The organism is Streptomyces solitudinis (assembly GCF_036323765.1).
GTDB lineage: Bacteria > Actinomycetota > Actinomycetes > Streptomycetales > Streptomycetaceae > Streptomyces.
Genome location: NZ_JAZDCW010000003.1, coordinates 497,731 through 524,709, shown reverse-complemented (window position 1 = coordinate 524,709; position 26,979 = coordinate 497,731). Strand labels below are relative to the sequence as shown.

The following is a 26,979-nucleotide window of genomic DNA, read 5'->3' as shown; positions in this document are numbered from 1 at the left end:
GGCACGGCCGGCCCGCGCGGGAACGGCGGCCCCCCGCGGGCCGTTGGACGGGCATGGAGCCGAGGACGCGAGCAGGGCACCGGGGAACGGGGCCCGGGGTCATCACCCCGGACGGCTGCGCGGTCGAGCTGTACGCCCGGCTGCCGCCCGGCACCGAACCGGCCGTCATCGCGGCGGCCTCACCCCCGGGCGCGCGCGTCCTGGAGCTGGGAAGCGGCGCGGGCCGGGTGACGCACGCGCTCCTCGAACGCGGCTTCACGGTGACGGCGGTGGACGAGTCCCCGCAGATGCTCGACCGCGTCCGCGGAGCGCGCACGGTGTGCAGCCCGATCGAGGAACTGCGCCTGGACGAGACGTTCGACGTGGTGCTCCTCGCGTCGTTCCTCGTCCACACCGCCGACACCGCGGTACGGCAGGCGATGCTGCGCGCCTGCGCGCGGCACGTCGCACCCGGCGGCTGCGTGCTGATCCAGCGCGAGGGCGAGAACTGGCACACGGACCTGCCGCGCGAACGCGTCGACCCGGCCGGGTACACCGTGCGGTTCGTGTCGGCGGAGCCGGCCGGTGACGGGGTGAACTCCGTCCACGCGGAGTACGCGTTCCCGGACGCGGCCTGGACGCAGACGTTCCTGACCCGGCCGCTCACGGCGGAGCAGTTCGAGGCCGCTCTCGCGGAGGCTGGCCTCGCGGCCGACGCGTACCTGACGGAGGACCGGAGCTGGGTGCGGGCCGTCGCCACGCCCCCGGGCGCGTGACGTCCGGCGCGGGGGACGCCGCCCGCCGCACCGGCCGCCGTCCCTAGCCCGGCGCCGTCGCGGGCCTGGTGACGTGGAGCAGGTCCTGGGCGTGCGGCATGGTGAAACCGCCCTGGGGGCCGGCGAAGTGCCGGCGCACGTAGTCGGCCAGCTCACTCCGGGAGGGCAGGGAAGCCCCCGGGCCCAGCTCCGGCACGCTGAGGTGGAACTCGGCGACGGTGACGGCCTCGTCCAGGCTCGTGGTGCGGTACCGCACCGGCAGGGTCTCGATCCGGGTCTCCCCGACCAGCGGCGAGCCCGCCTCCCTCAGCTCGCCGGCCAGCTCCGCGAGGTCGAAGCGGGTGCCGGTGAACCGCCGCACCATCCGCATGCAGGCGTTGTCCGGGTTCTGGAGCAGCACCACCGCCTGCCCGGCGGGCCGCACCCAGCCGAGGACGCGCAGCAGCGTCGGCAGCCACTGCGGCCGGGGCAGGTAGTACAGGACGTGGGACAGCAGCGCCAGATCGACGGGGGTCCGCACCCGGGCCTCCTGAACGGGCTCGCGCAGCACGAGCGCGTCGGGGCAGTTGCGGCGCAGCGGCTCCTGCATGTGGTCGCCGGGCTCGATGCACAGGGTCCGCTCGAAGAGGCGGCTCAGGTGCCGGGTCGTCGTCCCGTCCGCGGGACCCACGTCCAGGTACGTCCGGCGCTGTGGGAGCCGCCGCGCCACCGAGGCCAGGCAGGCGTGGGTGACCTCCTTCTCGTCCGTACCGGCGAGGAAGACCTCGAACGCCTCCCGGTAAGCCGGGTCGTCCACGGACAGCCGCCTGACCTGCCCGCTCATCTTCTGGATCGACATCGTGTGGACACCTCCGGCCGGGCCGTGCCGCACGGCACGGTCGTGACCGTCCCACGGTGGCACGGCCCGGCCGTCCCGTCGGCGTCCGGCGGTCCGCCACCGTGTCGCGCCGAAGCACACCGCCCGGCGCCGTGCGCCCCCACACTCCCTCCGTGCCTCCCCCATGCCCGGCACCCGGGGCCGGGGCCGGACCACGGCCACACTCCATCACCGGGCGGCCTGTGCCTCCGGTTCCGTCCGTGCGGCTCCGGGAGCGGACGCCTGTCCGTCGGGCAGGTGGCTGTGCCCCGGGAGATGCCTTCCCGGTCCTTCCGCCCGGGCGCGGCGCGGGCCATGGTGAGCCGTTCCTTGTCCAGGCAGGTCGGCCATCGCGGAGGGGCGCCATGCGCGCACGGGAGCAGCGAGACGAGGCGGAGGCGGTCAGCCGTGCGCCGGCTCCGGCGACGGCGGCGCGAGCGGATTCCGCCGCGGCACCGGACATGGCCGGGCCACTGTCCCCGCCGGCCGTGCTGGCCCTGCAACGCGCGGCGGGCAACGCGGCAGTGGGCCGTGTCCTGGCGGCGCACCGCCAGGAGGACCCCGCGGACGGCGGCCGCGGGCAGTCCGTGCAGCGGTCCAGCGTTCAGGACGTCCTGCGCTCCCCCGGCCGTCCGATGGAGGACGGCCTCCGCACCGAGATGGAGTCCCGCTTCGGCGGCGCCGACTTCCAGGACGTCCGCGTGCACTCCGGGGCCGCCGCGCAGCGCTCGACCGCCGAGCTCGGGGCCCACGCCTACACGGCGGGCAACCACGTCGTCCTGGGCGCGGACGGCGTGAACAAGCACACCGTCGCGCACGAACTCACCCACGTCATCCAGCAGCGTTCCGGCCCCGTCGCGGGCACCGACAACGGGTCCGGGCTGCGCGTGTCGGATCCCACGGACGCCTTCGAGCGAGCCGCCGAGGCCAACGCCCACCGCGTGATGTCCGGCCCGGTCCCCGCACACACCGGCCGGGAGGCGGCCCGGACGGCCGCAGGCCCCGTGGTGCAGCGCGACGTGCACGTGCAGCGGTACACGGACGACGCGGCCACCGGAATGCGTTTCTCGGCCACCGGCATGTACGCGTTCACGGTGGACGGACCCACGGTGTGGATCAGGGAGGGTGCGTTCGTCGATCCCGCCCTGCGCCAGGTCCGGGACGAACCGCCCCGGCCGATGCGCGGGCAGACCTACGTGCCGTACCAGCTCTCCCGCTACGTGCTCAACGACTGCCTGCACGCCGCCGAGGAGCTGATCAACAACCGGGTGGGTCAACTGGCCTACGGGGAGGGGGAGTACAGCCGCATCACCACGACGTACGGACAGGGCACCCGGTCGGAGAAGTTCGGGCAGTCGGAGCAGCGCAACGTCCAGCAGGCCCGCCGCTACCCCGGCCCCTCGAACCACGCGGCGGCCCCGCAGCCCGGGCAGGCGTTCGTGATCCTGGCCAGCGACACCGGCGAGGAGGAGATGAGCCCCTTCCACGCCGCTGCGGTGATCGGCCGGGACGGCAACGACTGCGTGACGCTCGAAGTCTGGTCCAGCCCGGGGACCAGCACCGCGTTCGCGAGGGCCTACACGATCGGCAGCGCGGACGCGTCCTTCCACGGCTACTGGGAGAACCAGTACTTCAGCGGCACGAACGCCCTCACCGTCGTCCTGGACCCGGCCCGGGCGGGGGACCTCGTCCTCGCCGCCGTCCCGCAGCCCGCCAACCCGGCGGTCTAGGTGTCCGGTTCAGAGGCCGGTGACGATGCGGCTCTGGTTGCTCTCCCGTTGACATCGCGGAGTCCGGTGGCATGGCGAGCGGTCGCGTCAGACGAGCGGGCCGGCGTTCAACGCGCGGGGGCAGCCGGTGGGGTGCCGCGTAGCCCGGCTGCGGCTCGGGCCAGCGCGGCGAGGGCCGGTGAGTGGTGGCCTGCTGGACATGCGAGCACCGTCGTGATGTCCGGGGCGTCGACAACGGGCACCGCGACGTGGCCGGGCCACTGCCAGGCGCGACTGGAGGCAGGGATGACGAACAGAGACGTGCCTGACGGCCCGGGCGGGAAGACCCGCTCCGGGCACCCACTGCCTGGCCTGCCGTCAGAAGAGGAAGACGTAACCGGTGGCGACCTCCGCGCAGCCGCGGCTGGGGTGCTCGGCCTCGAAGGAGACCGGCTCGCCGTACCAGTTCCCGGTGGCGGTGATGACCACCGGAGCCCACACGGGATCACATCCTGCGTCCGGCTTGATCCTCCCGAAGTCACCCCTGGCCTCGGCGAGTACGGCGCAGGCGTCCATGGCGGTGGGGTGGGTACCGCCCGCCGGGCCGCACTCCAGGGTGACGCTGTCGGGTCCGGGTCCGGGTCCGGGTCCGGGGCCGGATGCGGTGATGGTCAGGGTCAGTGACGCGCTGGGTTCCGCCTGCGGGACGGCGGACTCAGCGGCACCGGCCGCCGTGGGCAGGGCGAGGGTGGTGAGGGCGGTGAGGGCGGCTGCGGCGGTGACGAACGAGCGCACCGGTAAGCCGCCGCGGGTGGTGGTCCTTCTCATGGGTCGTTTCTCCTCGAATGCGGCTCTGTGACGATGCGGCGAGGCTAGCAACACGCGCCGGACCGCATAACCACTTTCATCGCCCACCAGGGAGGAACTTCGGACCCACGTCACAGCGAAGCGCCCCATGCGGCCCGGGAGACCCCCTCATGCTCGGCGACCGGGCCCTGCGTTGAGTTCATCAGGCCCGCCGGCGTCTCCTCCCCGTAGGCGCCGGCGGTCAACGCCGCGTACGACCGGCAGCGCGGCGGACCGGAGCGTGCGCCTGGCTGTCAGAACTCGGGGCGGAGCATCTCGTACAGACCGCGATGCCGAGGTGACGTCTGTCGTCGTCAGCCGAGAGCGTCGAGCAACTCGCGCTCGCGCGGAACGCTGAGGCCGGCCCGCCGTGTCCGGTCCAGACCTTGTGCGCGTTCCCAGCGCAGGGTGTCGGCCAGCATGTCCGCCCGGGGCCGGTGACGCAGTCCCGCGGCGCGCGCCGCGGAGCCGTCACGGGCCGACCATCCTTCCCAGCCCGGCTCGACCAGCCACATCGGCAGCGACTCGGGCCCCATGTACTGGGCCACACCGCTCGCGAGCAGCCATGCCGAGTCAGCGGCGATCACCGGACCGGTGTGGCCGCCAACGGTGCGGCACAAACCGATCCATTCTCCGAAGGGAACGACCGGGCCGACAGCGTTGTAGGTGCCGGTGCTTCCCCCCTCCGCGGCGTCGAGCAGCCAGGCGGTGAGATCCCGCACGTCGACTACCTGGGTCGGCATGGCCGGTGTGTCGGGAACCAGCAGCGGCCCTCGCGGATCGCGTGCGGCCCGGGCCACCCAGTAGCCGGAGCGTCCACTGTGATCGCCCGGGCCGCCTATGAGACCGGCGCGCGCGATGAGGAGACGGTCGCCCACGGCGGCCGTGGACGCCTGCTCGCAGGCGACCTTCGCCTCGCCGTACAGCGTGCGGTCGGCCTCGCTCCGGTCGGTGGGAGCCAGGAGGGCCGTGGACTCGTCCGCATCCGGCGTGGCATGGGAGGCGTATGCGTTGCCGGAGGAGACGTAGACCCAGTGCCCGGACCGGCCGCCCAGTGCGTCGAGCGCCTCACGAACGAAGCCCGGCTGCCATGACACCTCGATGACCGCATCCCATTCGCGGTCGAGCAGTGGTGCGTACGCCGAAGGATCACGTCGGTCGGCGGCCACCAGCACCGCTCCCTCCGCGACTTCCCCGCTTTCGCCGCGGGCGAGGCACGTCACCCGGTGACCGCGCTCCATAGCCTGCCGCGACAGCTCCCGGCCCACCCATGCCGTTCCGCCCAGAACCAGGATCTCCATCCTGACACCCAAGCACCGCGACGCCGGGAACCCGGGCGAGTTCGCCGACAGCGGACCCGATGCCGTCAACGGATCGCCGCGGCCCGCACGCAGCGCATCGGGCAGACGCGAAGCAGCGCCCCGCCGTCCGTCCCCGCCCTCGCGTGCTAGTGGGCCCGTCCCCTCCCCAGGACGGGACCGCCTGGACGGAGCGGTGCCCCGGCTCACCGGCCGAGCCCTTCGAGGTGGTCGCGGTTGACCTTGCCCAGCTCGTCGAACCGACGGGTCAAATCATCCTCCGCAGCAGCCTGCGGCTCCCCGGCCAAGCCGCCGGACCCGTCCGCCTCGCCGGGGTCCTGGCCGTCACCGTGCGGGATCACGACGCAGCCACCTTTCCGGTGCAGTTCGCCGCGTGGCGGCGAAGAAGCACGACGCAGTCGCTCACCTCCGACCAGTCGTAGACCTCCCTGGCCTGGTCCATCGCCCCCACCAGGCGCACACACTCAGCGCACGCCACGCTGACCGGCTCCCTGTCTTCCATCCCCATGAACCTCCTTGTTCGCTCTGCGTACCTGTCTGCTCACAGACTTGTGTGCGTGCGGGTAGCCCCGAAAGGGGTGAGCTGTTGTCGGTTCACGGGACGACAAGTGGGAGTAGATATGCCCGAACAAGCGGACGAGGAAGCCGGGTTGCAAGCTCGACAGGTCCTGGCCGAGTACCTCTGACGGCTTTCCCGTCGTCCCCGTGCGCGACTCCAAGCGGCCGGAGGGGAACCCTGTCGTCTGCTCCCGTGAGGCATGGGCCGCGTTCGTGGCCTCCGCCCAGGGCGGCCGCTTCGACGTGTGACGTAGCCGCTTGTGGCAGTGGACAGCCCTCGGACTCCGCGCGAGTTCCGGGGGCTGTCTGTTGACGCAGAGCGACAGGACTGGGGGGATTCGGAGGGGATGCGTAACCCTCTGGCCGTCGTCTCGTTGGGCCTGTCACCCGTTGTCCCTGGCCTGGGCCAGGGCGGGAGAGTGGGGCGGGTGGGACTCGAACCCACGGCCGACGGATTATGAGTCCGCTGCTCTAACCGGCTGAGCTACCGCCCCGTTCGGCGCGTCGTGCACAGCCGTACGCGCCGTCTGCCGCAGCATAGCTCCTCATACGATCTCCCGCCCGTACGGGGCTGCGGCCCTCGGGGAGGGAGACAACGGTCACGCCCGGACGGTTCCCGTCCCTGCCGGGCTCATGGGCGCGGAGGCTCTGCGGCAGCAAAAAGGGGCCCGTACGGGGCCCCTCGGATGATGTGCTCCCCCGACTGGACTCGAACCAGTAACCTGCCGGTTAACAGCCGGCTGCTCTGCCAATTGAGCTACAGGGGACTGCCCTGCTCGGGTGCCCCGCCCGTCTCCGGGGGCGCCCCCTCGCTGCGAGCAATACATTAGCGCATGCCAGGCCGTGCTTCGAAATCGGTAACCGCGCTGGATCTGGGCACCCTGGTCAGTGACTGAAGGACTCCGACGGAAGGGTTGTCGAGCATGCGGTACCGACTGACGTTCCTCACCGGTCTGGCGATCGGCTACGTGGCCGGGGCCAGGGCGGGCCGGGAGCGCTACGAACAGCTGCGCAAGCAGGCCCAGCGGTTCACCGAGAACCCGGCCGTCCGCAACACCGTGGAGGCCGCGGCCGTCAGCGGGCGCGACGCGGCGGGCAAGGCGTGCGGCGTGGTGGCCGACCGGGTGGGTGACCGGCTGCCGGAATCGGTGACGGAGCGGATGCGCAAGGTCTCCGCCCGCGACGGCGGCGGGGCGCGGGACGACTGGGGCACCGCCAGCCGCTGAGCCGGAGCGGTGCCGCCGCGGGCCCCCGGGACGGACGTCCGCCCGGGGGCCGCAGCCGTCCGGCGGGGCGGCTCAGGTCCGCGTCAGGTCGGTGAGGGGCACGGCCGGGTCGGCGAGGGCGTGCGGGTCCACGCGCCGCCCGGAGCGGATCAGGGCCTGGATCGGCCCGGTGACGTCCCAGACGTTGGCGTTCAGCCCGGCCAGCACCCGGTTGTCGCGCAGCCAGAAGGCGACGAACTCGCGCTTGCCCACGTCGCCGCGGCACACCACCTGGTCGTAGGTGCCCGGCGGCGCCCAGCCACTGTATTCGAGGCCCACGTCGTACTGGTCGGAGAAGAAGTAGGGGACGCGGTCGTAGGCGACCTCCCGGCCGAGCATCGCGCGGGCGGCGGCCGGACCGGTGTGCAGGGCGTTCGCCCAGTGCTCGACGCGCAGCCCGGTGTCCCACAGGGGGTGGTGGACGGAGGCGGCGTCTCCGGCAGCGTGGATGGCCGGGTCGGAGGTGCGCAGGGCGGCGTCCACGGCGATGCCTCCGGTCACCGGGTCGATGGCCAGGCCCGCGGCCTCGGCGAGCGCGGTGCGCGGGGCGGCGCCGACGGCGGCGAGGACGCCGTGCGCCGGGTACTCCTCGCCGTCGTCGGTGCGGACGGCGAGCACCTGCCCGTCCTGGCCGGTGATCTCGGTGAGCGCGGCGCCGAAGGCCAGCCGGACGCCGTGTTCGCGGTGCAGGTCCGCGAAGAGCGCGCCCAGTTCGGGGCCGATGACGCGGTGCAGCGGGGTGGGGTCGCGTTCGATGAGGGTGACCTCGGTGCCGTAGGCGCGGGCCGCCGCCGCCACCTCCAGGCCGATCCACCCGGCCCCCGCGATGACGAGGTGCCCGTTCTCCCGGCCGAGCCGGGTGAGCATGCCCCGGAGCTGGTCGGCGTGGGCCAGGCGGCGCAGGTGGTGGACGCCGGCCAGCCCGGTGCCGGGGACGTCCAGGCGGCGCGGCTCGGCGCCGGTGGCCAGCAGCAGCGCGTCGTACCGCAGGACGGTGCCGTCGCCGAGCCGGACGGCGCGGGCCTCGCGGTCGATGTGGACGGCCGGCTGGCCGAGGTGCAGCTCGATCTCCGCCTGCGCGTACCAGCCGGGGGCGTGGACGCACAGGCTCGCGCGGTCGTCGGTCCCGGTGAGGTAGCCCTTGGAGAGCGGGGGACGCTCGTAGGGGTGCTCGCGTTCGTCACCGATCAGTATCACGCGGCCGGTGAAGCCTTCGGCCCGCAGCGTCTCGGCGGCCTTGGCCCCGGCCAGTCCGCCGCCGATGATGACGAACGTTCGGTGTGCGTCCACCACGTTGGTGCCTCCTCGCTGCCGTTCCCGTCGCCCCCCGGATGTCCACCAGGGAGCGTCCCGCATCGCCGGGATCACGGGAAGGGCGCAGACACATTGTGCGGACCTGCGGTGTCGCGGCCGGGCGAACCGCGCGCCGCCGGGCGTGTTACGCCGCGTGCCGCGTCACACGGGGCTCCGGACGCCCGTACGGGTGAGCCGGGCGTGCAGGGAGCGGGCGGAGAGGTCGGTGAGGCAGGCGATCTGGTCGACGACGGCGCGCACCCGCGCCGCGTCGTCCGCGGCCTGGGCGTACAGGGCGCGGAACTGCGGGTCGAGGCCGTCCGGGGCGCGCAGGATCAGCGTCTCGGCCAGTTCGGCGAGGACGATGCGCTGGTCGGCGCGGAGCCGTTCCTGGTCGGGGCGCTGCATGACGTAGCGGTCGGCGACGGCCTTGAGCACGGCGCACTCCAGCCGCGCGGAGCGGGGGACGACGAGGCCGGCGGCGTACCGGGTGAGCGGTCCGGGGCCGTGGGCGGCCCGGGTGGCGTGCTCGGCGGCGAGGCAGAACCGGCCGATGAGCTGGCTGGCGGCGTCCTTCAGCCGGGCCTGGGCGCCGGCGGTGCCGTCGTAGCCGTGCGGCCACCACTCCTCGTCCAGGAGCCGGTCGAGCGCCTCGGCCAGTTCGGCCTCGTCGGTGCCGGGCGGGGCGTAGCGGTCGCGGGCGAGGGCGAAGACCGCGGTGCGCTCGGGGTCGGCGAGCAGGACGTTGGGGTCCAGGTGGCCGGCGTGCAGGCCGTCCTCCACGTCGTGCACGGAGTAGGCGACATCGTCGGCCCAGTCCATGACCTGCGCCTCGAAGCACTGCCGGTCGGCCGGTGCGCCCTCGCGGTACCAGGCGAAGACGTCGGCGTCGTCGGTGTAGACGCCGAACTTGGGCGAGCCCGGGTCGGTGGGGTGCTCGCCCTGCGGCCACGGGTACTTGGTGGCGGCGTCCAGCGCGGCCCGGGTGAGGTTGAGGCCGACGGGGCGGCCGTCGGCGGTGAACCGCTTGGGTTCCAGCCGGGCCAGCAGCCGCAGCGACTGGGCGTTGCCCTCGAAGCCGCCGCAGGGCTCGGCGATCTCCGCGAGTATCTGCTCCCCGTTGTGCCCGAACGGCGGGTGGCCCAGGTCGTGGGCGAGGCAGGCGACCTCGACCAGGTCGGGGTCGCAGCCGAGCGCGGCGCCCAGTTCCCGGCCGACCTGGGCGCACTCCAGCGAGTGCGTGAGGCGGGTGCGCGGTGTGGCGTCCCAGGCGTGCGGGCTGGACCCGGGGGTGACGACCTGCGTCTTGCCCGCGAGGCGGCGCAGCGCCGCGGAGTGCAGGACCCGGGCGCGGTCCCGCTGGAAGGCGGTGCGTCCCGGGCGTTTGTCGGGCTCCGCCTCCCAGCGTGCGGTGTCGCGGGGGGCGTACGTCGGGCCGGGGTCCCATCCAGCGTGCATACGCCGACGGTAACCGGCGCCTGTGTCAGGCGGCGCGCCGCGTCGTGCTTCCGCACGCCGTGCCCGGCCCGCGTGCCGCGCGGGCCAGGGCCTCGTCGTAGCGGTGCAGGACGAGCCGGGCGAGCGCCGGGTGGTCGCCCAGCGGTGCGGCGGCGGGCACGCCGGGCCCGGCGTCGCGGGCGCAGCGGGCGGCGAACAGGCCGGGGGCGGTGAAGTAGGAGGCCAGGGCGACGCGGCGGCATCCGTCCGCGCGCAGGGCGGCGACGGCCCGCGGCACGGTCGGGGCGGCGGCCGAGGCGTAGCCGGGCAGGACGGGGACGCCGCCGAGCCTGCGGGAGAGCAGGGCGGCGGTGCGCTCGGCGTCGGTGGCGGACCGGGGGTCGCGCGAACCGGCCGCCGCCAGCACGACGCCGTCGGGGCGGGGGTGGCCGTCCCGGTGCGGCCCGGTGCGGCCCGGCCACGTGCGCAGGGCCTCGGCGAGCCGGTCGTACAGGGCCTCGGCGAGCAGTGGGTGCGGGCCGAGCGGCGCCGCCTGGGACAGCCGCAGGTGCCCGGCGGCGCGGGCGGCCTCCGGCAGGTCGTGCCGCACGTGGTGGCCGCGCCCGAACAGCAGCGGCACGAGGACGGCGGCGCCCGGACGGTGGGCGGCCAGGGTGCCGGTCAGCAGCGGGGCGTTCAGTTCGATGTGGGCCAGTTCGACGCGCAGCTGCGGCCGCAGGGCCCGTACCCGTTCCAGCAGGGCGCGCACCGTGTGCGGGGCCGCCGGGTCCCGGGAGCCGTGGGCCACGGCGATCAGGGTGGGCGGTGCGGCGGGTGGGGGCATGGGACGTGTCCGGGGTCCGGTGGCGGGGGCGCCGTGGGCGCCGTGGGGCGGGAGCAGGTCGGGGGGCGCCGTCATGGGGCGAGTCTGGCCGGTGCCGGTTGCCGGGCCGTTGCGCCCGGGTCACCGCGGGTTGCGGGCGCCTCACGCCCGCGCGGCGCGGCGGCGGAGGGCCGCTTCCCCGCCCCGTAACACGCGCGGGTGCCCCCTTTAACACGGCCCACGCACACTGACCGGCATGAACGCCACGCCCGCACCCGCCGCCCCGCAGCCCGTGGACACCCACTGCCCGTACTGCTCGCTCCAGTGCGGCATGGGGCTGCGCGTCACCGGCGGCGGCCCCGGCCGTGCGGCCGTGGAGGTGACCGAGCGCACCGCGTTCCCCGTGAACCGGGGCGCGCTGTGCGGGAAGGGCCGCACCTCCCCGGCGCTGCTCGCGCCCGGGGCCCGGCTGACGGAGCCGCTCGTGCGGCGCTCCCCGGGCGGTCCGCTGGAGCCCGCCGGGTGGGACGAGGCGCTGGACCGCGTCGCGGGGGAGCTGGCCCGGCTGCGGACGGCGCACGGGCCGGACGCCTGCGCCGTCTTCGGCGGGGGCGGCCTGACGAACGAGAAGGCGTACCTGCTGGGCAAGTTCGCCCGGCTCGTGCTCGGCACCTCGCAGATCGACTACAACGGCCGGTTCTGCATGTCCTCGGCCGCCGCCGCGGGGACCCGGGCCTTCGGGCTGGACCGGGGGCTGCCGTTCCCGCTGGCGGACATCGGCGAGAGCGGCTGCGTCGTCCTCGTGGGCGCCAACCCGGCCGAGACGATGCCGCCCGCGATGCGCTACTTCACCCGGATGCGGGAGAACGGCGGCACGCTGATCGTCGTCGATCCGCGCCGCACCCGCACGGCCGAGCAGGCCGACCTGCACCTGGCACCCCGGCCGGGGACGGACCTGGCGCTGGCGCTCGGCCTGCTGCACCTGGTCGTCGCGGAGGGGCGCACGGACGAGGCGTACATCGCCGCGCGCACGTCGGGCTGGCCGCAGGCGCGGGCCGCGGCGATGGCGCACTGGCCGGAGCTGGTCGAGCGCGTCACCGGCGTGCCGGTGCCGCTGCTGCGCACGGCGGCCGCCCGGTTCTGCGACGCGGACTCCGCGATGGTGCTCACCGCGCGCGGGCCGGAGCAGCAGGCGAAGGGCACCGACACCGTCGGGGCCTGGATCAACCTCACCCTGGCCACCGGACGGGCCGGGCGCCCGCACTCGGGGTACGGCTGCCTGACGGGCCAGGGGAACGGGCAGGGCGGGCGCGAGATGGGCCAGAAGGCCGACCAGCTCCCCGGGTACCGCATGCTCACCGACCCCGCCGCGCGGGAACACGTCGCCGGGGTGTGGGGCGTGGACCCGGCGACGCTGCCGGGCCCCGGCCGCAGCGCCTACGAACTGCTCGACGCGCTCGGCGGGGACGTCCGCTCGCTGCTGGTGCTGGGCTCCAACCCCGTCGTCTCGGCGCCCCGGGCCGCGCACGTGGAGGAACGGCTGCGGTCGCTGGACTTCCTCACGGTGTGCGACGTGGTGCTGTCCGAGACGGCGCGGCTGGCCGACGTCGTCCTGCCGGTGACGCAGTGGGCCGAGGAGAGCGGCACGATGACGAACCTGGAGGGCCGGGTGCTGCTGCGCCGCCGGGCCCTCGACCCGCCCCCGGGGGTGCGGTCGGACCTGGCGGTGCTGAACGGGCTGGCGGCGCGGCTCGGCTGGGAGAAGGGCTTCCCCGCCGACCCGGAGGAGGTCTTCGAGGAGCTGCGCCGGGCCACGGCGGGCGGACCCGCCGACTACTCGGGCATCACCTACCGGCGCATCGCGGAGGAGGACGGCGTCTTCTGGCCCTGCCCCGCGGTGCCGAAGGCCCCGGCGGGGGGCCCGGCGGCGGACGGCGGTGCGGGCGGACGGGCGGCGGGGCCGGACCCGGGCGGGCCGGGGGCGGACGGGCCGGGCACACCGGAGCCGGGGGCGGCCGGGCCGGGCGGGCCGGGGGCGGGGGCGCACCCGGGCACGCCCCGGCTGTTCCTCACCCGGTTCGCCACGCCGGACGGGCGGGCCCGCTTCGCCCCCGTCACGCACCGGCCCTCCGCCGAGGAGCCGGACGCGCAGTACCCGGTGGTGCTGACGACGGGCCGGGTGCTCGCCCAGTACCAGTCGGGCGCCCAGACCCGCCGCGTGGACGAGCTGAACGCCGCCGCGTCGGGTCCGTTCGTGCAGCTCCACCCGGAGCTGGCCGGGCGGCACGGCATCGCCGAGGGCGACCCGGTGGCCGTCACCTCGCGCCGGGGCCGCGCGGTGGCCCCGGCGCGCGTCACCCGCGCGATCCGTCCCGACACCGTGTTCATGCCGTTCCACTGGGCGGGTGAGGGCCGCGCCAACACGCTCACGAACCCGGCCCTGGACCCGGTGTCCCGGATGCCGGAGTTCAAGGTGTGCGCGGTGCGCGTGGAGCGCGCCTGAGCCGGCGGCGCGGCGGTCGCGCCTGTGCCAAGTGTCTTGTCAGGACCTGCGGTTGCTCATAGAGTCCGGCGCGGCAGTAAGTGGGAGCGCTCCCACTGGTCCCCCACCCACCGCTCCTGCCGAAGGGACACCATGACACCTCGCATACGATCCGCCGCGCTGGCCCTGCTGGCCGTGCTCGGCACCCTGACCGGCCTGCTGGCGACGGCGGCCCCGGCGCAGGCGGACGTCCTCATCTGCGACCAGTACGGCAGCACCACGATCCAGGGCCGCTACGTCGTCCAGAACAACCGCTGGGGCACCAGCGCGACCCAGTGCGTGAACGCGACGGGCACCGGCTTCCAGGTCACGCAGGCGGACGGCTCCGTGCCGACGAACGGCGCCCCGAAGTCCTACCCGTCGGTCTTCAACGGGTGCCACTACACCAACTGCTCGCCGGGAACGAACCTGCCCAAGCGGGTCAGCACGATCGGCAGCGCGCCCTCCAGCATCTCCTACAGCTACGTGAACAACGCCGTCTACAACGCGGCGTACGACATCTGGCTCGACCCGGCGCCCAAGACCGACGGCGTGAGCCAGACCGAGATCATGATCTGGTTCAACCGCGTCGGTCCGGTGCAGCCGATCGGCTCGCCCGTCGGCACGGCCAGCATCGGCGGCCGCACCTGGCAGGTGTGGACCGGCAGCAACGGCCACAACGACGTGATCTCCTTCCTCGCCCCGTCGGCGATCAGCAGCTGGAGCTTCGACGTCATGGACTTCGTGGACGAGACCGTCCGCCGGGGCATGGCCGGCCAGAACTGGTACCTGACGAGCGTCCAGGCCGGTTTCGAGCCCTGGCAGGGCGGCGCGGGCCTGGCGGTCAACTCCTTCTCGTCCTCGGTGAACGACGGCGGCGGTGACGACGGGGGCGGCGAGGACCCGGCGCCCGGCCCCGCGGCCTGCCGGGTCGACTACTCCGCCAACGTGTGGCCGGGCGGCTTCACCGCCGACGCCACCATCACCAACACCGGCGGCAGCGCGGTCGACGGCTGGGAGCTGGCCTTCACGCTGCCCGGCGGACAGTCCGTGGTCCACGCCTGGAACGCGACGGTCAGCCCGTCCAGCGGCGCGGTGACGGCCCGCAGCAACGGCTCCAACGGCCGCATCGCGGCGAACGGCGGCACCCAGTCGTTCGGCTTCCAGGGCTCGTACACGGGCTCCTTCAGCGAGCCGGGCTCGTTCCGCCTCAACGGCGTCCCCTGCACGGTGGCGTGACCTGACGCCACCGCCGGCCCGGGGCGTCTTCCCCCCGCTCGTGCCGGGCCACCTGCCGGCCGGGGCCCCTCCCAGGGGTTCCGGCCGGCGGCCGTTCCCGGGCACGCCGCCCGCCATCACTCGTTCGGGTGCTGGTCGGGCGGACCTTCCGCCACGGCCCCGCCCGCTTGACCAGGATGGCCCACGCCGGGCTGGGGCCGAGCGGCCGGAGTTGATCCGTGCCGCGCCGGTGCGCCGGGCCGAAGGCCGTGCCGGGCGCCCGGACGCCGACGGCACGGGGCCGGTCCCAGCACGCGGTGCCCGGACACACGTCCCGGCACGAGCGAACGCAGGGGAACCGCTGTGCACCTGACGCCACACGAGCAAGAACGCCTGATGATCCACCTGGCGGCGGACGTCGCCGGGAAGCGCCGGGCACGGGGGGTGCGGCTCAACTACCCCGAGACCATGGCGTTGCTGATCGTGCACGTCCTCGAAGGCGCCCGGGACGGCAGGACGGTCGCCGAGCTGATGTCCTCCGGGCGGAAGGTGCTCACCCGGGAGGAGGTGATGGAGGGGGTCCCGGAGATGATCGAGAACGTGCAGGTGGAGGCCACGTTCCCCGACGGCACGAAGCTGGTCACCGTCCACGGGCCCTTCCCCGAGGCCGCGGAGGACGACGAGAGGACCGTCTGCCCCGGGAAGGTGGAGTTCTCCCCGCTCAAGGGAGACGAGGTCGTGGCCTTCAACGAGGACGCCAGGCGGCTGGAGCGCGTCACGACGCTGACGGTGGGCAACCCGACCGACCGCCCCGTCCAGGTCGGTTCCCACTACCACTTCGCCGAGGCCAACACCGGGCTGGAGTTCCCCCGCAAGGAGGCGTGGGGCAAGCGCCTGAACGTGCCCGCCGGCAGTTCCGTCCGCTTCGAGCCCGGCATCACCGAGGAGATCGAGCTGGTGCCCATCGAAGGCGAGCGCGTGGTCCACGGGCTGCGCGGCAGGGCCGAGGGGCTGCCCGAGAAGGTCAACGGCTCCCTCGACCGGACCAAGGGCTCGTTCGGCAAGGAGCGCGCGTGAACCCCACGACCCGGTGTCCCGACTGCTCCTGCTGCCCGGCGGAGCCGACGCCCTTCGACCCGCTGTCCCGTGCCGCCTACGCGGACCGGTTCGGACCGACGACCCGCGACCGCGTCCGTCTCGCCGACACGGCGCTGCGCGTCAGGATCGAGGACGACTGGTCGGGCGGCCCCGGGCGCAGCGGCAACGAGATGGTCTTCGGCGGCGGCAAGGTGATCCGCGAGTCGATGGGGCAGTCGGCCGTGCCGCGCGACCGCGGCAAGCGCGCGTCCGGCGCGGGAGCTCTCGCACCGCCCCCCGACACCGTCATCACCGGCGTCGTCGTGCTGGACCACTGGGGCGTCGTCAAGGCCGACGTCGCCCTGCGCGACGGCGACATCGTCGCGCTCGGCAAGGCGTACAACCCCGAGACGATGGACCCGCTGCACGAGGGCGCGACCCGGCACAACGGCATCGGCCCGGCGCCCACCGACTTCGTCATCGGGCCCGAGACCGAGGTCATCGCGGGCAAGGGCAGGCTCCTCACCGCCGGCGGGATCGACACGCACGTCCACTTCATCTGCCCCGGCCAGGTCGACGAGGCGCTGGCCGCGGGCGTCACCACGCTCATCGGCGGCGGTACCGGCCCGGCCGAGGGCAGCACCGCCACCACCGTGACCCCGGGCTCCTGGCACATCGACCGGATGTTCGAGGCGCTGGACGGCTTCCCGGTCAACATCGGGCTGCTCGGGAAGGGCGCCACGATGTCGCGGGAGTCCATGCTCGACCAGGTGGACGCCGGTGTCATCGGGCTCAAGATCCACGAGGACTGGGGCGCCACCCCGGCCGTCATCGACGCGTGCCTGGAGGTCTGCGAGAAGACCGGCGTGCAGCTCGCGCTCCACGCCGACTCGCTGAACGAGGCCGGTTTCGTCCAGGACACCATCAAGGCCATCGGCGGGCGCCCCCTGCACGTCTTCCACGTCGAGGGCGCCGGAGGCGGCCACGCGCCCGACATGATCAAGATGGTCGGCGAACCGAACGTGCTCCCGGCCTCCACCAATCCGACGCGCCCGCTGACCGTCAACACGGTCAAGGAGCACTTCGACATGGTGATGGTCTGCCATCACCTCAACCCGAAGGTCGAGGAGGACCTGGCCTTCGCGGACTCCCGCATCCGGCCCTCCACGATGGCCGCCGAGGACATCCTCCACGACCTCGGCGCCATCTCGATCATGTCCTCGGACGCCCAGGCCATGGGCCGCATCGGCGAGATGATCATGCGTACCTGGCAGACCGCGCACGTCATGAAGGTCCGCCGCGGCTTCCTGGAGGAGGACCAGCCGCCCGGCAGGCCCACGGCCGTCGCACCGAAGGCCGGGAAGGCGAGGGGCGCGAAGGCGGCGGACGCGAAGGCGGCGGACGCGGTGCGCGGCGGCACGGCGCCGGGCGACGGGACGCCGGAACCGGAACCGCCGCCGGCCGACAACCGGCGCGCCCGGCGGTACGTGGCGAAGTACACCATCAACCCCGCTCTCGCCCAGGGCATCGACGCCGTCGTCGGGTCGGTGGAGCCGGGCAAACTGGCCGATCTGGTGCTGTGGGAGCCGAAGTTCTTCGGCGTCAAGCCGCACATGGTCATCAAGGGCGGGCAGATCGTGTACGCCCAGGTGGGTGACGCCAACGCGTCCATCCCCACCCCGCAGCCGGTGCTGCCGCGCCCCATGTGGGGGGCCACGGGCCGGGCGCCCGGCTCCGTCTCCTACAACTTCGTCACCGAGCGGGCCCTCAGGAAGGGGCTGGGCGAGGGCGGCGGGCTGACCAAGCGGTTCAGGGCCATCAAGAACACGCGCGCCGTCACGAAGGCCGACATGCGGGAGAACAACGCCACGCCGGACGTGCGCATCGACCCCGACACCTACGAGGTCCTCATCGGCGGAGCGAAGGTGACGGACGTGACGACGTTCGTCGACGGGCAGATCGTCGACCGCGCCTACGTCTCCGAACTGCCCATGGCCCAGCGGTACTTCCTCTTCTGAGTCCGGTGCAGGCCCCCGGGCCCCGGGGCGCACCGCCCGGGGCCCGGCCGGTGCGGGCCCGGAACGCGAGCCACGAGGAGGAAGGAGGAAAGGTGACCCCACGCCCCATGAACCGTGCCGCACTGTTCATCCTGGCCGACGGCCGGTTCCCCGCCGGAGGGCACGCCCAATCGGGCGGGGCCGAGGCGGCCGTGGCGGCGGGCCGGGTCCGCGACGCGGACTCGCTCCAGGAGTTCTGCCGGGGACGGCTGCACACCGCGGGCCTGGTCGCGGCGGCGCTGGCCGCCGCGGCCGCCGCGGGGCACGCCCCGCTGGAACTGGACGAAGCCGCCGACGCCCGCACCCCCGTGCTGGCCCTGCGGACCACCGCCCGCAGACTCGGCCGCCAGATGATGCGCGCCGCCCGCGCCACCTGGCCGTCGGCCGGGCTGGACGCGCTGGCCGCCGCCCGGCCGCAGGGAGCGCACCAGCCGGTGGTGCTGGGCCTAGCCGCCCGGTCGGCCGGGCTGGCACCACTGGACGCCGCGTCGGCGGCGGTCTACGAGGCCGTCAGCGCGCCCGCCACCGCGACGGTCCGGCTGCTGGGCCTGGACCCGTTCGACGCCACCGCCGTCCTCGCCCGCCTGGCGCCGGAGCTGGACCGGGTCGCCGCAACCGCCGCCGACGCCGCCCGGCGCGTCCGCGCGGAGGGCACGGACGCGCTTCCGGCCGCCTCCGCACCGCTGCTGGACGTCACCGCGCAGCAGCACGCCGCCTGGCCGGTACGCCTGTTCGCGTCCTGAGCGCCCGTGAACCGGCCACCGCACACCGGGCGGCCGCCTCCCCCACCGGACCCAGTACCCGCGTCACCCACGCCCACCACGCCCACCACGCCCACCACGCCAGGGAGTCACGCATGCACCTCGGTTCCGACCTCGACGAGAGGTTCCCCCACCGGCACACCCACCGCGCCGCCGGACCCGGACGTTCCGACGGCACCCGGCGCGCCCTGCGCGTCGGCCTGGGCGGGCCGGTGGGTTCGGGCAAGACCGCCACCGTCGCCGCACTGTGCCGGGCCCTGCGCGCGGAGCTGTCCATCGCCGTGGTCACCAACGACATCTACACCCGCGAGGACGCCGACTTCCTGCTCCGCGAGGCCGTCCTGCCGCCCGAGCGCATCAGGGCCGTGGAGACCGGCGCCTGCCCGCACACCGCCATCCGCGACGACATCTCCGCCAACCTCGAAGCCGTCGAGGACCTGGAGGACGAGGCCGGCCCGCTCGACCTCGTCCTGGTGGAGTCCGGCGGCGACAACCTCACCGCCACGTTCTCCCGGGGGCTCGTCGACGCGCAGGTCTTCGTCATCGACGTGGCCGGCGGCGACGACATCCCGCGCAAGGGCGGCCCCGGCCTCACCACGGCCGACCTCCTCGTCGTCAACAAGACCGACCTCGCGCCGTACGTCGGGTCCGACCTGGCGGGCATGGCCCGTGACGCGAAGGCGCAGCGCGGCGACCTCCCCGTCGCCTTCACCTGCCTCAAGGAGGAGAAGGGCGTCGAGCCGGTCGCCGCCTGGGTCCGTGACCGCCTCGCCCACTGGACCGCGGGCGCCGCATGACCCGTACGACCGCAGACGCCGTGCCGACCGCCCGGCAGGCGCCTTTCGCGGGCGTCCGGGCCACCGCCCGCATCACGGCGGCCACCGGGGGCGGCATCACCACGCTCCCCGTCCTCGACGGCGACGGGCCCTTCGAGCTGCGGCGCCTGCGCTCCCGCGGCACCGAGGCGCGCGTGTGCGTCGTCGGCGCCATGAGCGCGCCGCTCGGCGGGGACCGGCTGCGCATCGAGGCCACCGTGCGGCCGCACGCGGTGCTCCACGTGACGTCCGCCGCCGCGACCCTCGCCCTGCGGGGCCCCGTGCCCGGCCCCGCCTCCTACGACGTCCACCTGACCGTGGCAAAGGAGGCCGGGCTGCACTGGCTGCCCAAGCCGCTGATCTGCGCCGCCGGCAGCAGCCTGCGGCAGACGTGGACGGTCGACCTCGCGCCCACCGCCCGGCTCGTGCTGCGCGAGGAGCAGGTGCTCGGGCGGGCGGGGGAGCCGCCCGGCCGGGTGGCCACCCGGCTCACCGTCCGGCGCGGCGGGCGCGTCCTCCTCGACCAGGAGGCGGCGTACGGGCCCGGGGTGCCCGGCTGGGACGGCCCGGCCGTCCTCGGCGGGCACCGCACGGCCGGGCAGCTCCTCGTGGTCGATCCCGCCTTCGCGGACGATCCGCCCGGGGCCCGGCTCCTCGGTGACCCGCCCGGCGACGGCCAGGCCCTCCTGACGCCCCTCGCCGGTCCCGCCGTGCTCGTCACCGCCGTCGCGCCGGACGGCCCGTGCCTGCGCCGCCTCCTCGACGGCCTGTGGAGCACGCTCGGCCGGGGCGGGCGGCCGGGGCCGGTGCCTCAGACGGACGGGGGCGGTTCCTCACCGAAGACCCAGGGGGCCAGGACGACGAGCCAGCCGTCCGGGTCGGAGAAGAGGACGGCTCCGCGCTCGGGCCAGTAGGGGTTGGCGGCGGCGACGGGGGTGTGGCCGCGTGCCGTGAGGCGGTCGGTGGCGGCCGCGACGGCCGCCGGGCCGCGCAGGTACAGCACGAGCTGGTTCTCCGGGTGCGGCTCCGGGACGCGCGGCGGGCTGCCGTGCTGGGTGATCTCCAGGTGCACCGGGGCGCCGGGCAGGCCGAACAACGCGCCGTCGTAGCCCGCGTGGCCGCGCCAGGCGCCCAGCAGCGGAAGGCCGAGGTCGTCGCGGTAGAAGTGCAGGACGGCGTCGTAGCGGGCGGTGGGGCGGGCGAACCGGACGGCGCCGGCGTCCAGGTGTCCGGGCCAGGTGTGCGTCATGGGGACGAGGATGGCCGTACCCCGCCCCTGGCGGAACCGCCCCGGGACGGGGCGCGGCTCGGGCGCGGGACCTACGCCCCGCGCCCCGTCGCGGGCGGGTCGTCAGCGGAGGGTGGTGAGAGCGGCGGCCTCGAAGGGGGTGAGGTCGTCGGTGCGGCCGCTGAGGATCTTCGCGGCCCACTCCGGGTCCCCCAGCAGGGCACGGCCGACGGCCACGAGGTCGAACTCGTCGCGCTCCAGCCGGTCGAGCAGCCCGTCGATGCCCGTGACGGCGCCGCGCTCGCCCTGGAAGGCGCGGGTGAACTCGTTGTCCAGGCCGACCGATCCGACACTGACGGTCGCCTTGCCGGTCAGCTTCTTCGCCCAGCCCGCGAGGTTGAGGTCGGAGCCGTCGAACTCCGGGAGCCAGTAGCGGCGCGTGGAGCAGTGGAAGGCGTCGGCTCCGGCCTCGGCGAGCGGGGTGAGGACGGCTTCGAGCTCCTGCGGCGACTCGGCCAGCCGGGCCTGGTAGTCGCCCATCTTCCACTGGGACATGCGGAAGAGGATCGGGAAGCCGGGCGAGACGGCCGCGCGGCAGGCGGCGACGATCTCGGCGGCGAAACGGGTGCGGGAGACGGCGTCACCGCCGTAGGCGTCGGTGCGCCGGTTCGTGCGGGCCCACAGGAACTGGTCGATCAGGTAGCCGTGGGCGCCGTGCACCTCGATGCCGTCGAAGCCGTTCGCCTCGGCCGCCGCCGCGCCGCGCGCGAAGGCGGCGATGACGTCGTCGAGGTCGGCGGCCGTCATCGCGCGGCCCGGCTCGGAGTCGTCCAGCGGTATGCCCGACGGGCCGACGCGGGGCGCCTCGGGGACGGGCGGGGCGCCCGCCGTGCGGGCCATGCCGACGTGCCAGAGCTGCGGCACGATGGCTCCGCCCGCGCGGTGGACGGCCCCCGCCACCTCGGCCCAGCCCGCGAGCGCGTCCTCGCCGTGGAAGCGCGGCACGCGGTCGCTGGTGCCCGCGGAGGCGTGGTCGACGTAGGTGCCCTCGGTGATGATGAGGCCCACTCCCGCGGCGGCGCGCCGCGCGTAGTACTCCGCGACGTCGGCGCCGGGCACGCCGCCGGGCGAGAACTCCCGGGTCATCGGCGCCATGGCGAGGCGGTTGCGCAGGGTCATGCTGCCCAGGGAGAACGGGCGGACGAGCACCTGCTCGGCACGCGCGGCGGGGCTGGAGGACATGAAGGTAACCACTTTCGTTCGACGGTGGCCGCGCCCTTCGGCACACGCGCGGCCACCCCACGCCAACCGCCGGGGCCGCGCGGCGATTCCCGGCCGGGCGGGTGGTTTCGCTCACGGCCCTTTGGCGGTGGGCCGGAGGGCGTGAGCGGGCGCACGCCCTCTGGGGAAGCGGGCTCCGGGCTGCCACACTCGGGCCATCACTCGCACCCCCACTGCGGAGGAGACCCCTCATGGCACGGTTGCGTACGGCCGCGACGCTCGCGGCACTGGCAGGTCTGACGCTCGGCTTCACCCCGGCCACCGCCGGGGAGGCGCGCGCGAGCGGCTACGTCGTGGTGCTCGACGGCTCACCCGGGGCCGCCTCGGCGTCCGGTGTCCGGGAGGCGGGGGCCCGCGTCACGGCGACGTACCGGGCCGCCCTGGACGGGTACGCGGTGCGTGCGACGCCCGCGCAGGCGCGGCGGCTCGCGGCGCTGCCGGGCGTCGAACGGGTCGTGCCGGACACGCCGGTGCGGGCGCTGGACACCGGGAGACCGGGCCTGGGCGCGCCCGAGTCGCCGCTGCGCCCGCTGGGCGTGCAGCAGCCCGCGCCCTGGCACCTGGACCGGCTGGACCAGCGCACGCTGCCGCTGGACGGCCGGTACGCCTACCCGCGCCGGGCGGGAGCCGGTGTCACCGCCTACGTCCTGGACACCGGCGTGCGCGTCACCCACCAGGAGTTCGGCGGCCGGGCCGTCCACGGCAGGGACGTCGTGGACGGCGACTTCGACTCCGGGGACGGCAACGGGCACGGCACGCATGTGGCGGCGCTCGTGGCCGGGGAGACGTACGGCGTGGCGAAGGCCGCCGACGTCGTCGCGGTGCGGGTGCTCAACGACCACGGCAGTGGCACGGTGTCCGGCATCATCGCGGGCATCGACTGGGTCGTGGCGCACGCGGACGGGCCCTCCGTGGTGAACATGAGCATCGGCGGCGCGGCCAACACGGCGCTGGACGCGGCGGTGCGCGGGGCCATCGCCGAGGGCCTCACCTTCTCGGTGGCGGCCGGCGGTTCGAACGGCGACGTGTCGCGGTACTCCCCCGCCCGGGTTCCCGAGGCGCTGACCGTGAGCGCGACGAACGAACGCGACGAACGGGCCCCGTTCGCCAACTACGGTCCGCTGATCGACCTCTTCGCGCCGGGCACGAACCTCACCTCCGCCTGGCACACCTCGGACACGGCCACAGCCACGCTGTCCGGCAGCTCCATGGCCGCCGCACTGGTCAGCGGCGCGGTGGCGCTGGAGCTGGGGCAGCGCCCGCACCGTGATCCGGCGGGCGTGGCGCAGGCGCTGACGGAGGCGGCCACCCCCGGCGTCGTGCGGAACCCGGGCGCCGGGACGACCGCCGGGCTGCTCAACGTCACCGCCCTGCGCTGAGCCGCCGCGCGCCCGGGGAGGTCCGCCCGCAGTCGCGGGACCACACGGTGACCCGGGCGCCGTGCGGCGCGGCCGTCGCGCACACGGTGAAGTAGCGGGCCAGCACGTCCCGTTTGACGGCCTCCGCGGGCACCTGGTCCAGCGGCTGGCCCTCGGGGTCGGCCAGGGTGACGATCGAGTCCTCGGCGAGCATCCGCCGGCGGATCTCGCGGGCCGGGTGCTCGACGCCGCGCAGGGTGCCGGACGCCTCGGGCGTCTCCCGCAGGGCGATGTCGTCGAGCGTCCGGTACCGGCGGGGGTCGTGCAGGAGCCAGTCCCGGCGGCGGGCGGGCAGGAACAGGACGGCGTCCCCGGGCGCCGTGGCCTCCCCGACAGCGCGGGCGACGGCCAGCGCGTCGTCCTTGCGGGCCTCGGGCGTGCGGACCGCCGCGTGCCACGGCACGAGCACCGCGGCCGCCGCCGCGAGGAGCAGCGCGAGCGCGGCCCGGGCATGCGCCGGGCGGAGAAGGCGGCGGCGCGGCCCGGACCGGTCCGCCGCCCGGTCCGCCGCCCGGTCGGCGGCGGCGCCGGCGAGCAGGGCCAGCCCGCTCACGCAGTACAGGACGTACCGGTCGACGTAGTACGGCCGCACCACCGACACGGCCAGCAGCGCTCCCCACGGCACGGCCAGCAGGGGCAGCGCGAGGTGCCGCACCGCGAAGGGGCCCCGGCGGGCACCGGGGGCGGTGGAACCGGCGGGGGCTCGGACGGCGGCCAGCAGCGCGGCGGCCGTCACCGTCCCGAGGAACGCGGCCCACTCGCCGGGCCCGGGGCGCGACAGCCAGCCGAGCTGGGCGCCGGACTGTCCCGCTGCGAGCGCGGCCAGCGGCGCCAGCCCGGCCGCCACGGCGGCGGCGCAGGCGGTGTGGGCGCGCCGGACGGCGCGGGGTGCGGCGGCCAGGCGCAGCGTCACCGCGTGCGCGGCCAGGGCCAGGACGGCGAACAGGTGCAGCCAGGAGGCGGCGAGCGCGAGCGCCACGTACCCCGCCCACCAGCGCGCCCCGCCGGGCAGGCCGCCGCCGGGGGCCTCCCGGTCACGGGTCCGGGCGGCGCAGGCCCGCACGAGGCACCACGTGGACCCCACCACGCACGCGGCCACCAGCGCGTACGAGCGGCCCTCCCGCGCGTAGTCCTGCACCGCGGGCAGGAGCGCGTAGGCGAGCCCGGCCAGCAGCCCGGCGCGCGGGGAGACCAGCCGCCGGCCGATGGCGGCGACGCCCGCCGCGGCGAGGGCGGTGGCGGCCACCGACGGCAGCCGCAGCGCCACCGTCCCGCCGTCCCACACCGCGAACCAGCCGTGCACGAGCGCGTAGTAGGCGGCGTGGACGGCGTCGACCTCCTGCACGAGGGCCCACAGCTGCGGCAGCGAGCGGTGGGCGACGGCCTCGGTGACGGCCTCGTCCCGCCACAGCGAGCCGCCGCGCCGGATGCCCCACGCGCCGAGCGCCAGCGCCACCAGCGCCGGGACCGCCCACACCGCCCACCCGGGCCACCCGGGCCGCGCGGGCCACCCAGGCCGCGCGGGCCACCCAGGCCGCGCGAGGCGCACCGGCCGCCTCCCGCCCGTCGGCCGCGGACGGCCGGCCGGGCGGACCGGAGCGGTCAGGGCGCGGTCTCCTCGGCGACCCAGCCCGCGTAGGCCGCGCTCGCCGTGACGGGGGTGGCGATGATCTCGGGCACGTCGTAGTCGTGGGCCTCCCCCAGGTAGCGCTCCAGCGCGTCGTAGCGGGCGGCGGTCGTCTTGAACAGCACCTGCCACTCCGGGTCGGTGCGCACCGCGCCCTCCCATCGGTAGACGGACGTGACGGGGCCGCTGATCTGGGCGCAGGCCGCCACCCGCCGGTCGACGGCCCCGGCGGCGAGGGCCTCGGCCTTCTCCGGGCTGTCGGTCGTCGTGAGCACGGTCAGAAGGGACTCCATGACGGGCACGGTAGCCGCCGGGCGGCACGGGTGGCACACGGGGATGCGGCGTCCCAACGTTGGGTGAACACTCGCCCGGAGCCGGACACCGCACCTCCCCGGGGCCGCCGCGCGCTCGTAGGTTGGACCGCCCGGTACCCGGATCTCCCGTGGGGGGAGGAGGCGGTCATGGGCGTACTGCGCTGGGAAGTCCTGCTCGCGGTCCTCGGTGTCGTCGTCCCGATCGCCGCAGCGCTGTACGAGTTCGTCTTCGTCGGCCGCAAACGGCTCGGCTACCGGGTGCAGATGGACACCACGGCGACCGACGTCGTCCACTCGCACCACGCGGGCGCGCTCCAGCAGATGCGGGACGGGGGCGGTGCCCGGCTGACCGATCCCTCCTTCGTGCTGCTGCGCGTCGAGAACGACGGTGCCACGCCCATCGACACCGGCGACTACGCCGTCCTCCCCGACGACAAGGTCGGTCTCCGCGTCAGGTTCCCCGGGCGCCGGGTGGCCGGGATGGTGGTGACGGAACTCAGCGACGACTTCCTGCGCCCGTGCTTCAACGAGGACTCGGGGCTGAGCGTCCGCGACGGCGTCATCGAGCTGCCCAAGGTGCCGCTCAACCGGTCCGCGCACTACAAGGTCCTCGCCCTGCTCGAACGCACGCCGGACGGCGGGGACGTGCCCGCCGGCGGGTTCCCCGATCCGGAGATCGTCGGGGGCGTCAAGGGCGGCGTCGGGAACGGCGGCATCCAGCGGACCCGGAGCCGGACGGGCGTCTCCCGGCCGGTCGTCGCGCTGATCTGCTTCCTCGTGCTGGTGGTCCTCGGCCAGGTCGCCCTGTCCCTCGGCGACGGACAGGCGGCGCCGCTGGACTGCGCGTCGGGACGGCTCACCCTCTCCGGCTCCACCGCCTTCGCGCCGGTGCTGCGCGACGCCGCCGACGCCTACCGCAGGACGTGCCCCGGCGCCCGCTTCACCGTCGCCGCCGAGGGGAGCACGGACGGGCTGCGCGCGCTGGAGCGCAGCGGGCACGAGAGCGGCGGGGAGTCCCCGGAGCACCTGGCGTTCACCGACGGCGCCAAGGGCGACGGCCATCCTCAACTGCTGCCCCGGCCCCTGGCGTTCTCCCTGTTCACCCTCGTCGTCAACGAGGAGGCGGGCGTGCGGGACCTCACGCTGGGGCAGATCAGGCGGCTGTACGCGGGCGAGGTCACCAGCTGGGAGCAGGTGGGCGGCGCGGACCGGCCGGTCCGCCTGGTGGGCCGCTACCCCGACTCCGGCACCCGCAGGACGTTCCAGCAGCAGGTGCTCGGCGGCAGGCAGGAGCCCGCGTACACCTCCGACGACTGCCGGACGCGGGCGCCCGGCGCTCCCGGGGGGCCGCTGCGCTGCGAACGCGGTTCGACCACCGGGGTGCTGGACACCGTCGCCCGCACGCCCGGCGCCCTCGGCTACAGCGCGTTCGGCCAGGCGTCGGGGCGCCGGGACGTGCTGCTGGTGACCATCGACGGGCGCGGGGCCACCCTGGAGGCCGCCGACTACGGCGCCTATCCGTTCTGGGAGACGGAGTACGCCCACACCTACGGCGAGCCCCCGGCCGACTCGCTGGCCGCCAGCTTCCTGCGCTACCTGACGAACGAGGTCGGCAAGGACGTCATCCGCTCGCACGGCCACCGGCCCTGCGCCGAACTCCAGAACCCGGTCCTGTGCCGCCCGGCCCCGCCGGGCCTGCCCGTGGCCGCGACGGACGGGGCGGACGGGGCGGACGGGGCGGACGGGGCGGACGGGGCCGGAACCTGAGTCCTTCCGGGGCAGGTGCGGCGGTGCGTCCGAT

Annotated in this window: 25 protein-coding genes and 2 tRNA genes; 13 read left to right on the top strand and 14 right to left on the bottom strand. The window is 75.2% G+C overall.

The window, feature by feature from the left end; translation table 11 throughout:
* The first annotated feature begins 53 nt into the window (after positions 1–53).
* Positions 54–755 carry a class I SAM-dependent methyltransferase gene (locus V1J52_RS09830; RefSeq protein ID WP_330139265.1) on the top strand — a complete coding sequence of 234 codons (702 nt, stop codon included), beginning with the start codon at positions 54–56 and terminating at the stop codon, positions 753–755.
* A gap of 43 nt (positions 756–798) precedes the next feature.
* On the opposite strand, the gene V1J52_RS09825 is transcribed toward V1J52_RS09830, so the two are convergent.
* Positions 799–1,593: a class I SAM-dependent methyltransferase gene (locus V1J52_RS09825; protein WP_330139264.1), complete on the bottom strand. Its 795-nt coding sequence runs from the start codon at positions 1,591–1,593 to the stop codon at positions 799–801.
* Between the two features lie 383 nt (positions 1,594–1,976).
* Here V1J52_RS09825 and V1J52_RS09820 point away from each other — a divergent pair, with 383 nt between their 5' ends.
* Positions 1,977–3,341, top strand: a complete 1,365-nt coding sequence (locus V1J52_RS09820) for an eCIS core domain-containing protein (protein WP_330139263.1) — start codon at positions 1,977–1,979, stop codon at positions 3,339–3,341.
* A gap of 357 nt (positions 3,342–3,698) precedes the next feature.
* Here V1J52_RS09820 and V1J52_RS09815 read toward each other — a convergent pair whose 3' ends face one another.
* The 4 genes from V1J52_RS09815 to V1J52_RS09800 form a co-directional block, all read right to left on the bottom strand.
* A complete protein-coding gene (locus V1J52_RS09815; RefSeq protein WP_330139262.1) occupies positions 3,699–4,148 on the bottom strand; it encodes an SSI family serine proteinase inhibitor in 450 nt (149 codons plus the stop codon).
* Positions 4,149–4,480: 332 nt separating this feature from the next.
* Positions 4,481–5,467: an NAD-dependent epimerase/dehydratase family protein gene (locus V1J52_RS09810; RefSeq protein WP_330139261.1), complete on the bottom strand. Its 987-nt coding sequence runs from the start codon at positions 5,465–5,467 to the stop codon at positions 4,481–4,483.
* Between the two features lie 203 nt (positions 5,468–5,670).
* Positions 5,671–5,826, bottom strand: coding sequence for a hypothetical protein (locus V1J52_RS09805; protein ID WP_330139260.1), 156 nt, complete (start codon positions 5,824–5,826; stop codon positions 5,671–5,673).
* Positions 5,823–5,993, bottom strand: a complete 171-nt coding sequence (locus V1J52_RS09800; RefSeq protein ID WP_330139259.1) for a hypothetical protein — start codon at positions 5,991–5,993, stop codon at positions 5,823–5,825. The genes V1J52_RS09805 and V1J52_RS09800 overlap by 4 nt, the downstream gene beginning before the upstream one ends.
* A gap of 110 nt (positions 5,994–6,103) precedes the next feature.
* Between V1J52_RS09800 and V1J52_RS09795 the strand changes: the two genes are divergently transcribed.
* The gene (locus V1J52_RS09795; RefSeq protein ID WP_330139567.1) at positions 6,104–6,292 is read left to right on the top strand and encodes a DUF397 domain-containing protein; all 189 of its coding nucleotides are present in this window, start codon (positions 6,104–6,106) and stop codon (positions 6,290–6,292) included.
* A gap of 171 nt (positions 6,293–6,463) precedes the next feature.
* On the opposite strand, the gene V1J52_RS09790 is transcribed toward V1J52_RS09795, so the two are convergent.
* Both V1J52_RS09790 and V1J52_RS09785 read right to left on the bottom strand, forming a co-directional pair.
* A tRNA-Ile gene (locus tag V1J52_RS09790) sits at positions 6,464–6,537 on the bottom strand.
* Between the two features lie 200 nt (positions 6,538–6,737).
* Positions 6,738–6,810: transfer RNA gene (locus V1J52_RS09785), tRNA-Asn, on the bottom strand.
* A 156-nt stretch (positions 6,811–6,966) separates the two neighbouring features.
* On the opposite strand from V1J52_RS09785, the gene V1J52_RS09780 reads away from it, so the two are divergent.
* Positions 6,967–7,269: a YtxH domain-containing protein gene (locus V1J52_RS09780; protein ID WP_330139258.1), complete on the top strand. Its 303-nt coding sequence runs from the start codon at positions 6,967–6,969 to the stop codon at positions 7,267–7,269.
* Between the two features lie 72 nt (positions 7,270–7,341).
* Here V1J52_RS09780 and V1J52_RS09775 read toward each other — a convergent pair whose 3' ends face one another.
* The 3 genes from V1J52_RS09775 to V1J52_RS09765 form a co-directional block, all read right to left on the bottom strand.
* Entirely contained in the window at positions 7,342–8,601 is a 1,260-nt protein-coding gene (locus V1J52_RS09775) for an NAD(P)/FAD-dependent oxidoreductase (RefSeq protein ID WP_330139257.1), read from the bottom strand.
* A 162-nt stretch (positions 8,602–8,763) separates the two neighbouring features.
* Positions 8,764–10,059: a deoxyguanosinetriphosphate triphosphohydrolase gene (locus V1J52_RS09770; RefSeq protein ID WP_330139256.1), complete on the bottom strand. Its 1,296-nt coding sequence runs from the start codon at positions 10,057–10,059 to the stop codon at positions 8,764–8,766.
* A gap of 25 nt (positions 10,060–10,084) precedes the next feature.
* Positions 10,085–10,882, bottom strand: a complete 798-nt coding sequence (locus V1J52_RS09765; protein WP_330139566.1) for a sirohydrochlorin chelatase — start codon at positions 10,880–10,882, stop codon at positions 10,085–10,087.
* Between the two features lie 235 nt (positions 10,883–11,117).
* Here V1J52_RS09765 and V1J52_RS09760 point away from each other — a divergent pair, with 235 nt between their 5' ends.
* From V1J52_RS09760 to V1J52_RS09730, 7 genes are all read left to right on the top strand, one after another.
* Complete coding sequence (locus V1J52_RS09760; protein WP_330139255.1) at positions 11,118–13,364, top strand: molybdopterin oxidoreductase family protein; 2,247 nt, start codon at positions 11,118–11,120, stop codon at positions 13,362–13,364.
* A gap of 132 nt (positions 13,365–13,496) precedes the next feature.
* Positions 13,497–14,621: a GH12 family glycosyl hydrolase domain-containing protein gene (locus V1J52_RS09755; RefSeq protein WP_330139254.1), complete on the top strand. Its 1,125-nt coding sequence runs from the start codon at positions 13,497–13,499 to the stop codon at positions 14,619–14,621.
* 342 nt (positions 14,622–14,963) lie between these two features.
* On the top strand, positions 14,964–15,677 hold the full coding sequence (locus tag V1J52_RS09750; RefSeq protein WP_330139253.1) for an urease subunit gamma: 714 nt from the start codon (positions 14,964–14,966) through the stop codon (positions 15,675–15,677).
* A 62-nt stretch (positions 15,678–15,739) separates the two neighbouring features.
* On the top strand, positions 15,740–17,695 hold the full coding sequence (locus V1J52_RS09745) for an urease subunit alpha (RefSeq protein WP_330139565.1): 1,956 nt from the start codon (positions 15,740–15,742) through the stop codon (positions 17,693–17,695).
* A 107-nt stretch (positions 17,696–17,802) separates the two neighbouring features.
* A complete protein-coding gene (locus tag V1J52_RS09740) occupies positions 17,803–18,477 on the top strand; it encodes an urease accessory protein UreF (RefSeq protein ID WP_330139252.1) in 675 nt (224 codons plus the stop codon).
* Positions 18,478–18,590: 113 nt separating this feature from the next.
* Positions 18,591–19,292: an urease accessory protein UreG gene (gene ureG, locus V1J52_RS09735; RefSeq protein WP_330139251.1), complete on the top strand. Its 702-nt coding sequence runs from the start codon at positions 18,591–18,593 to the stop codon at positions 19,290–19,292.
* Entirely contained in the window at positions 19,289–20,224 is a 936-nt protein-coding gene (locus V1J52_RS09730; protein ID WP_330139250.1) for an urease accessory protein UreD, read from the top strand. Before ureG ends, V1J52_RS09730 begins: the two co-directional genes overlap by 4 nt.
* Here V1J52_RS09730 and V1J52_RS09725 read toward each other — a convergent pair.
* Both V1J52_RS09725 and V1J52_RS09720 read right to left on the bottom strand, forming a co-directional pair.
* Positions 20,122–20,559 carry a VOC family protein gene (locus V1J52_RS09725; protein WP_330139249.1) on the bottom strand — a complete coding sequence of 146 codons (438 nt, stop codon included), beginning with the start codon at positions 20,557–20,559 and terminating at the stop codon, positions 20,122–20,124. The two genes, V1J52_RS09730 and V1J52_RS09725, sit on opposite strands and share 103 nt — an antisense overlap.
* 102 nt (positions 20,560–20,661) lie before the next feature.
* Positions 20,662–21,780: an NADH:flavin oxidoreductase gene (locus tag V1J52_RS09720; protein WP_330139248.1), complete on the bottom strand. Its 1,119-nt coding sequence runs from the start codon at positions 21,778–21,780 to the stop codon at positions 20,662–20,664.
* A 230-nt stretch (positions 21,781–22,010) separates the two neighbouring features.
* On the opposite strand from V1J52_RS09720, the gene V1J52_RS09715 reads away from it, so the two are divergent.
* Complete coding sequence (locus V1J52_RS09715; protein ID WP_330139247.1) at positions 22,011–23,198, top strand: S8 family peptidase; 1,188 nt, start codon at positions 22,011–22,013, stop codon at positions 23,196–23,198.
* Here the strand turns inward: V1J52_RS09715 and V1J52_RS09710 are convergent.
* Together V1J52_RS09710 and cutA are read right to left on the bottom strand one after the other, a co-directional pair.
* Positions 23,182–24,714, bottom strand: a complete 1,533-nt coding sequence (locus V1J52_RS09710; protein ID WP_330139246.1) for a glycosyltransferase family protein — start codon at positions 24,712–24,714, stop codon at positions 23,182–23,184. The genes V1J52_RS09715 and V1J52_RS09710 overlap by 17 nt on opposite strands.
* A 125-nt stretch (positions 24,715–24,839) precedes the next feature.
* Complete coding sequence (cutA, locus tag V1J52_RS09705; RefSeq protein ID WP_330139245.1) at positions 24,840–25,157, bottom strand: divalent-cation tolerance protein CutA; 318 nt, start codon at positions 25,155–25,157, stop codon at positions 24,840–24,842.
* Positions 25,158–25,325: 168 nt separating this feature from the next.
* Between cutA and V1J52_RS09700 the strand changes: the two genes are divergently transcribed.
* The gene (locus V1J52_RS09700) at positions 25,326–26,945 is read left to right on the top strand and encodes a substrate-binding domain-containing protein (RefSeq protein ID WP_330139244.1); all 1,620 of its coding nucleotides are present in this window, start codon (positions 25,326–25,328) and stop codon (positions 26,943–26,945) included.
* Positions 26,946–26,979: the final 34 nt, after the last annotated feature.

What these genes read in the sequence shown, in the direction of transcription:
- V1J52_RS09830 (WP_330139265.1), top strand. Translation starts at nt 54, where the DNA reads ATGGAGCCGAGGACGCGAGCAGGGCACCGGGGAACGGGGCCCGGGGTC.
- V1J52_RS09825 (WP_330139264.1), bottom strand. Translation starts at nt 1,593, where the DNA reads ATGTCGATCCAGAAGATGAGCGGGCAGGTCAGGCGGCTGTCCGTGGAC.
- V1J52_RS09820 (WP_330139263.1), top strand. Translation starts at nt 1,977, where the DNA reads ATGCGCGCACGGGAGCAGCGAGACGAGGCGGAGGCGGTCAGCCGTGCG.
- V1J52_RS09815 (WP_330139262.1), bottom strand. Translation starts at nt 4,148, where the DNA reads ATGAGAAGGACCACCACCCGCGGCGGCTTACCGGTGCGCTCGTTCGTC.
- V1J52_RS09810 (WP_330139261.1), bottom strand. Translation starts at nt 5,467, where the DNA reads ATGGAGATCCTGGTTCTGGGCGGAACGGCATGGGTGGGCCGGGAGCTG.
- V1J52_RS09800 (WP_330139259.1), bottom strand. Translation starts at nt 5,993, where the DNA reads ATGGGGATGGAAGACAGGGAGCCGGTCAGCGTGGCGTGCGCTGAGTGT.
- V1J52_RS09780 (WP_330139258.1), top strand. Translation starts at nt 6,967, where the DNA reads ATGCGGTACCGACTGACGTTCCTCACCGGTCTGGCGATCGGCTACGTG.
- V1J52_RS09770 (WP_330139256.1), bottom strand. Translation starts at nt 10,059, where the DNA reads ATGCACGCTGGATGGGACCCCGGCCCGACGTACGCCCCCCGCGACACC.
- V1J52_RS09765 (WP_330139566.1), bottom strand. Translation starts at nt 10,882, where the DNA reads ATGCCCCCACCCGCCGCACCGCCCACCCTGATCGCCGTGGCCCACGGC.
- V1J52_RS09760 (WP_330139255.1), top strand. Translation starts at nt 11,118, where the DNA reads ATGAACGCCACGCCCGCACCCGCCGCCCCGCAGCCCGTGGACACCCAC.
- V1J52_RS09755 (WP_330139254.1), top strand. Translation starts at nt 13,497, where the DNA reads ATGACACCTCGCATACGATCCGCCGCGCTGGCCCTGCTGGCCGTGCTC.
- V1J52_RS09740 (WP_330139252.1), top strand. Translation starts at nt 17,803, where the DNA reads ATGAACCGTGCCGCACTGTTCATCCTGGCCGACGGCCGGTTCCCCGCC.
- ureG (WP_330139251.1), top strand. Translation starts at nt 18,591, where the DNA reads ATGCACCTCGGTTCCGACCTCGACGAGAGGTTCCCCCACCGGCACACC.
- V1J52_RS09730 (WP_330139250.1), top strand. Translation starts at nt 19,289, where the DNA reads ATGACCCGTACGACCGCAGACGCCGTGCCGACCGCCCGGCAGGCGCCT.
- V1J52_RS09725 (WP_330139249.1), bottom strand. Translation starts at nt 20,559, where the DNA reads ATGACGCACACCTGGCCCGGACACCTGGACGCCGGCGCCGTCCGGTTC.
- V1J52_RS09720 (WP_330139248.1), bottom strand. Translation starts at nt 21,780, where the DNA reads ATGTCCTCCAGCCCCGCCGCGCGTGCCGAGCAGGTGCTCGTCCGCCCG.
- V1J52_RS09715 (WP_330139247.1), top strand. Translation starts at nt 22,011, where the DNA reads ATGGCACGGTTGCGTACGGCCGCGACGCTCGCGGCACTGGCAGGTCTG.
- cutA (WP_330139245.1), bottom strand. Translation starts at nt 25,157, where the DNA reads ATGGAGTCCCTTCTGACCGTGCTCACGACGACCGACAGCCCGGAGAAG.
- V1J52_RS09700 (WP_330139244.1), top strand. Translation starts at nt 25,326, where the DNA reads ATGGGCGTACTGCGCTGGGAAGTCCTGCTCGCGGTCCTCGGTGTCGTC.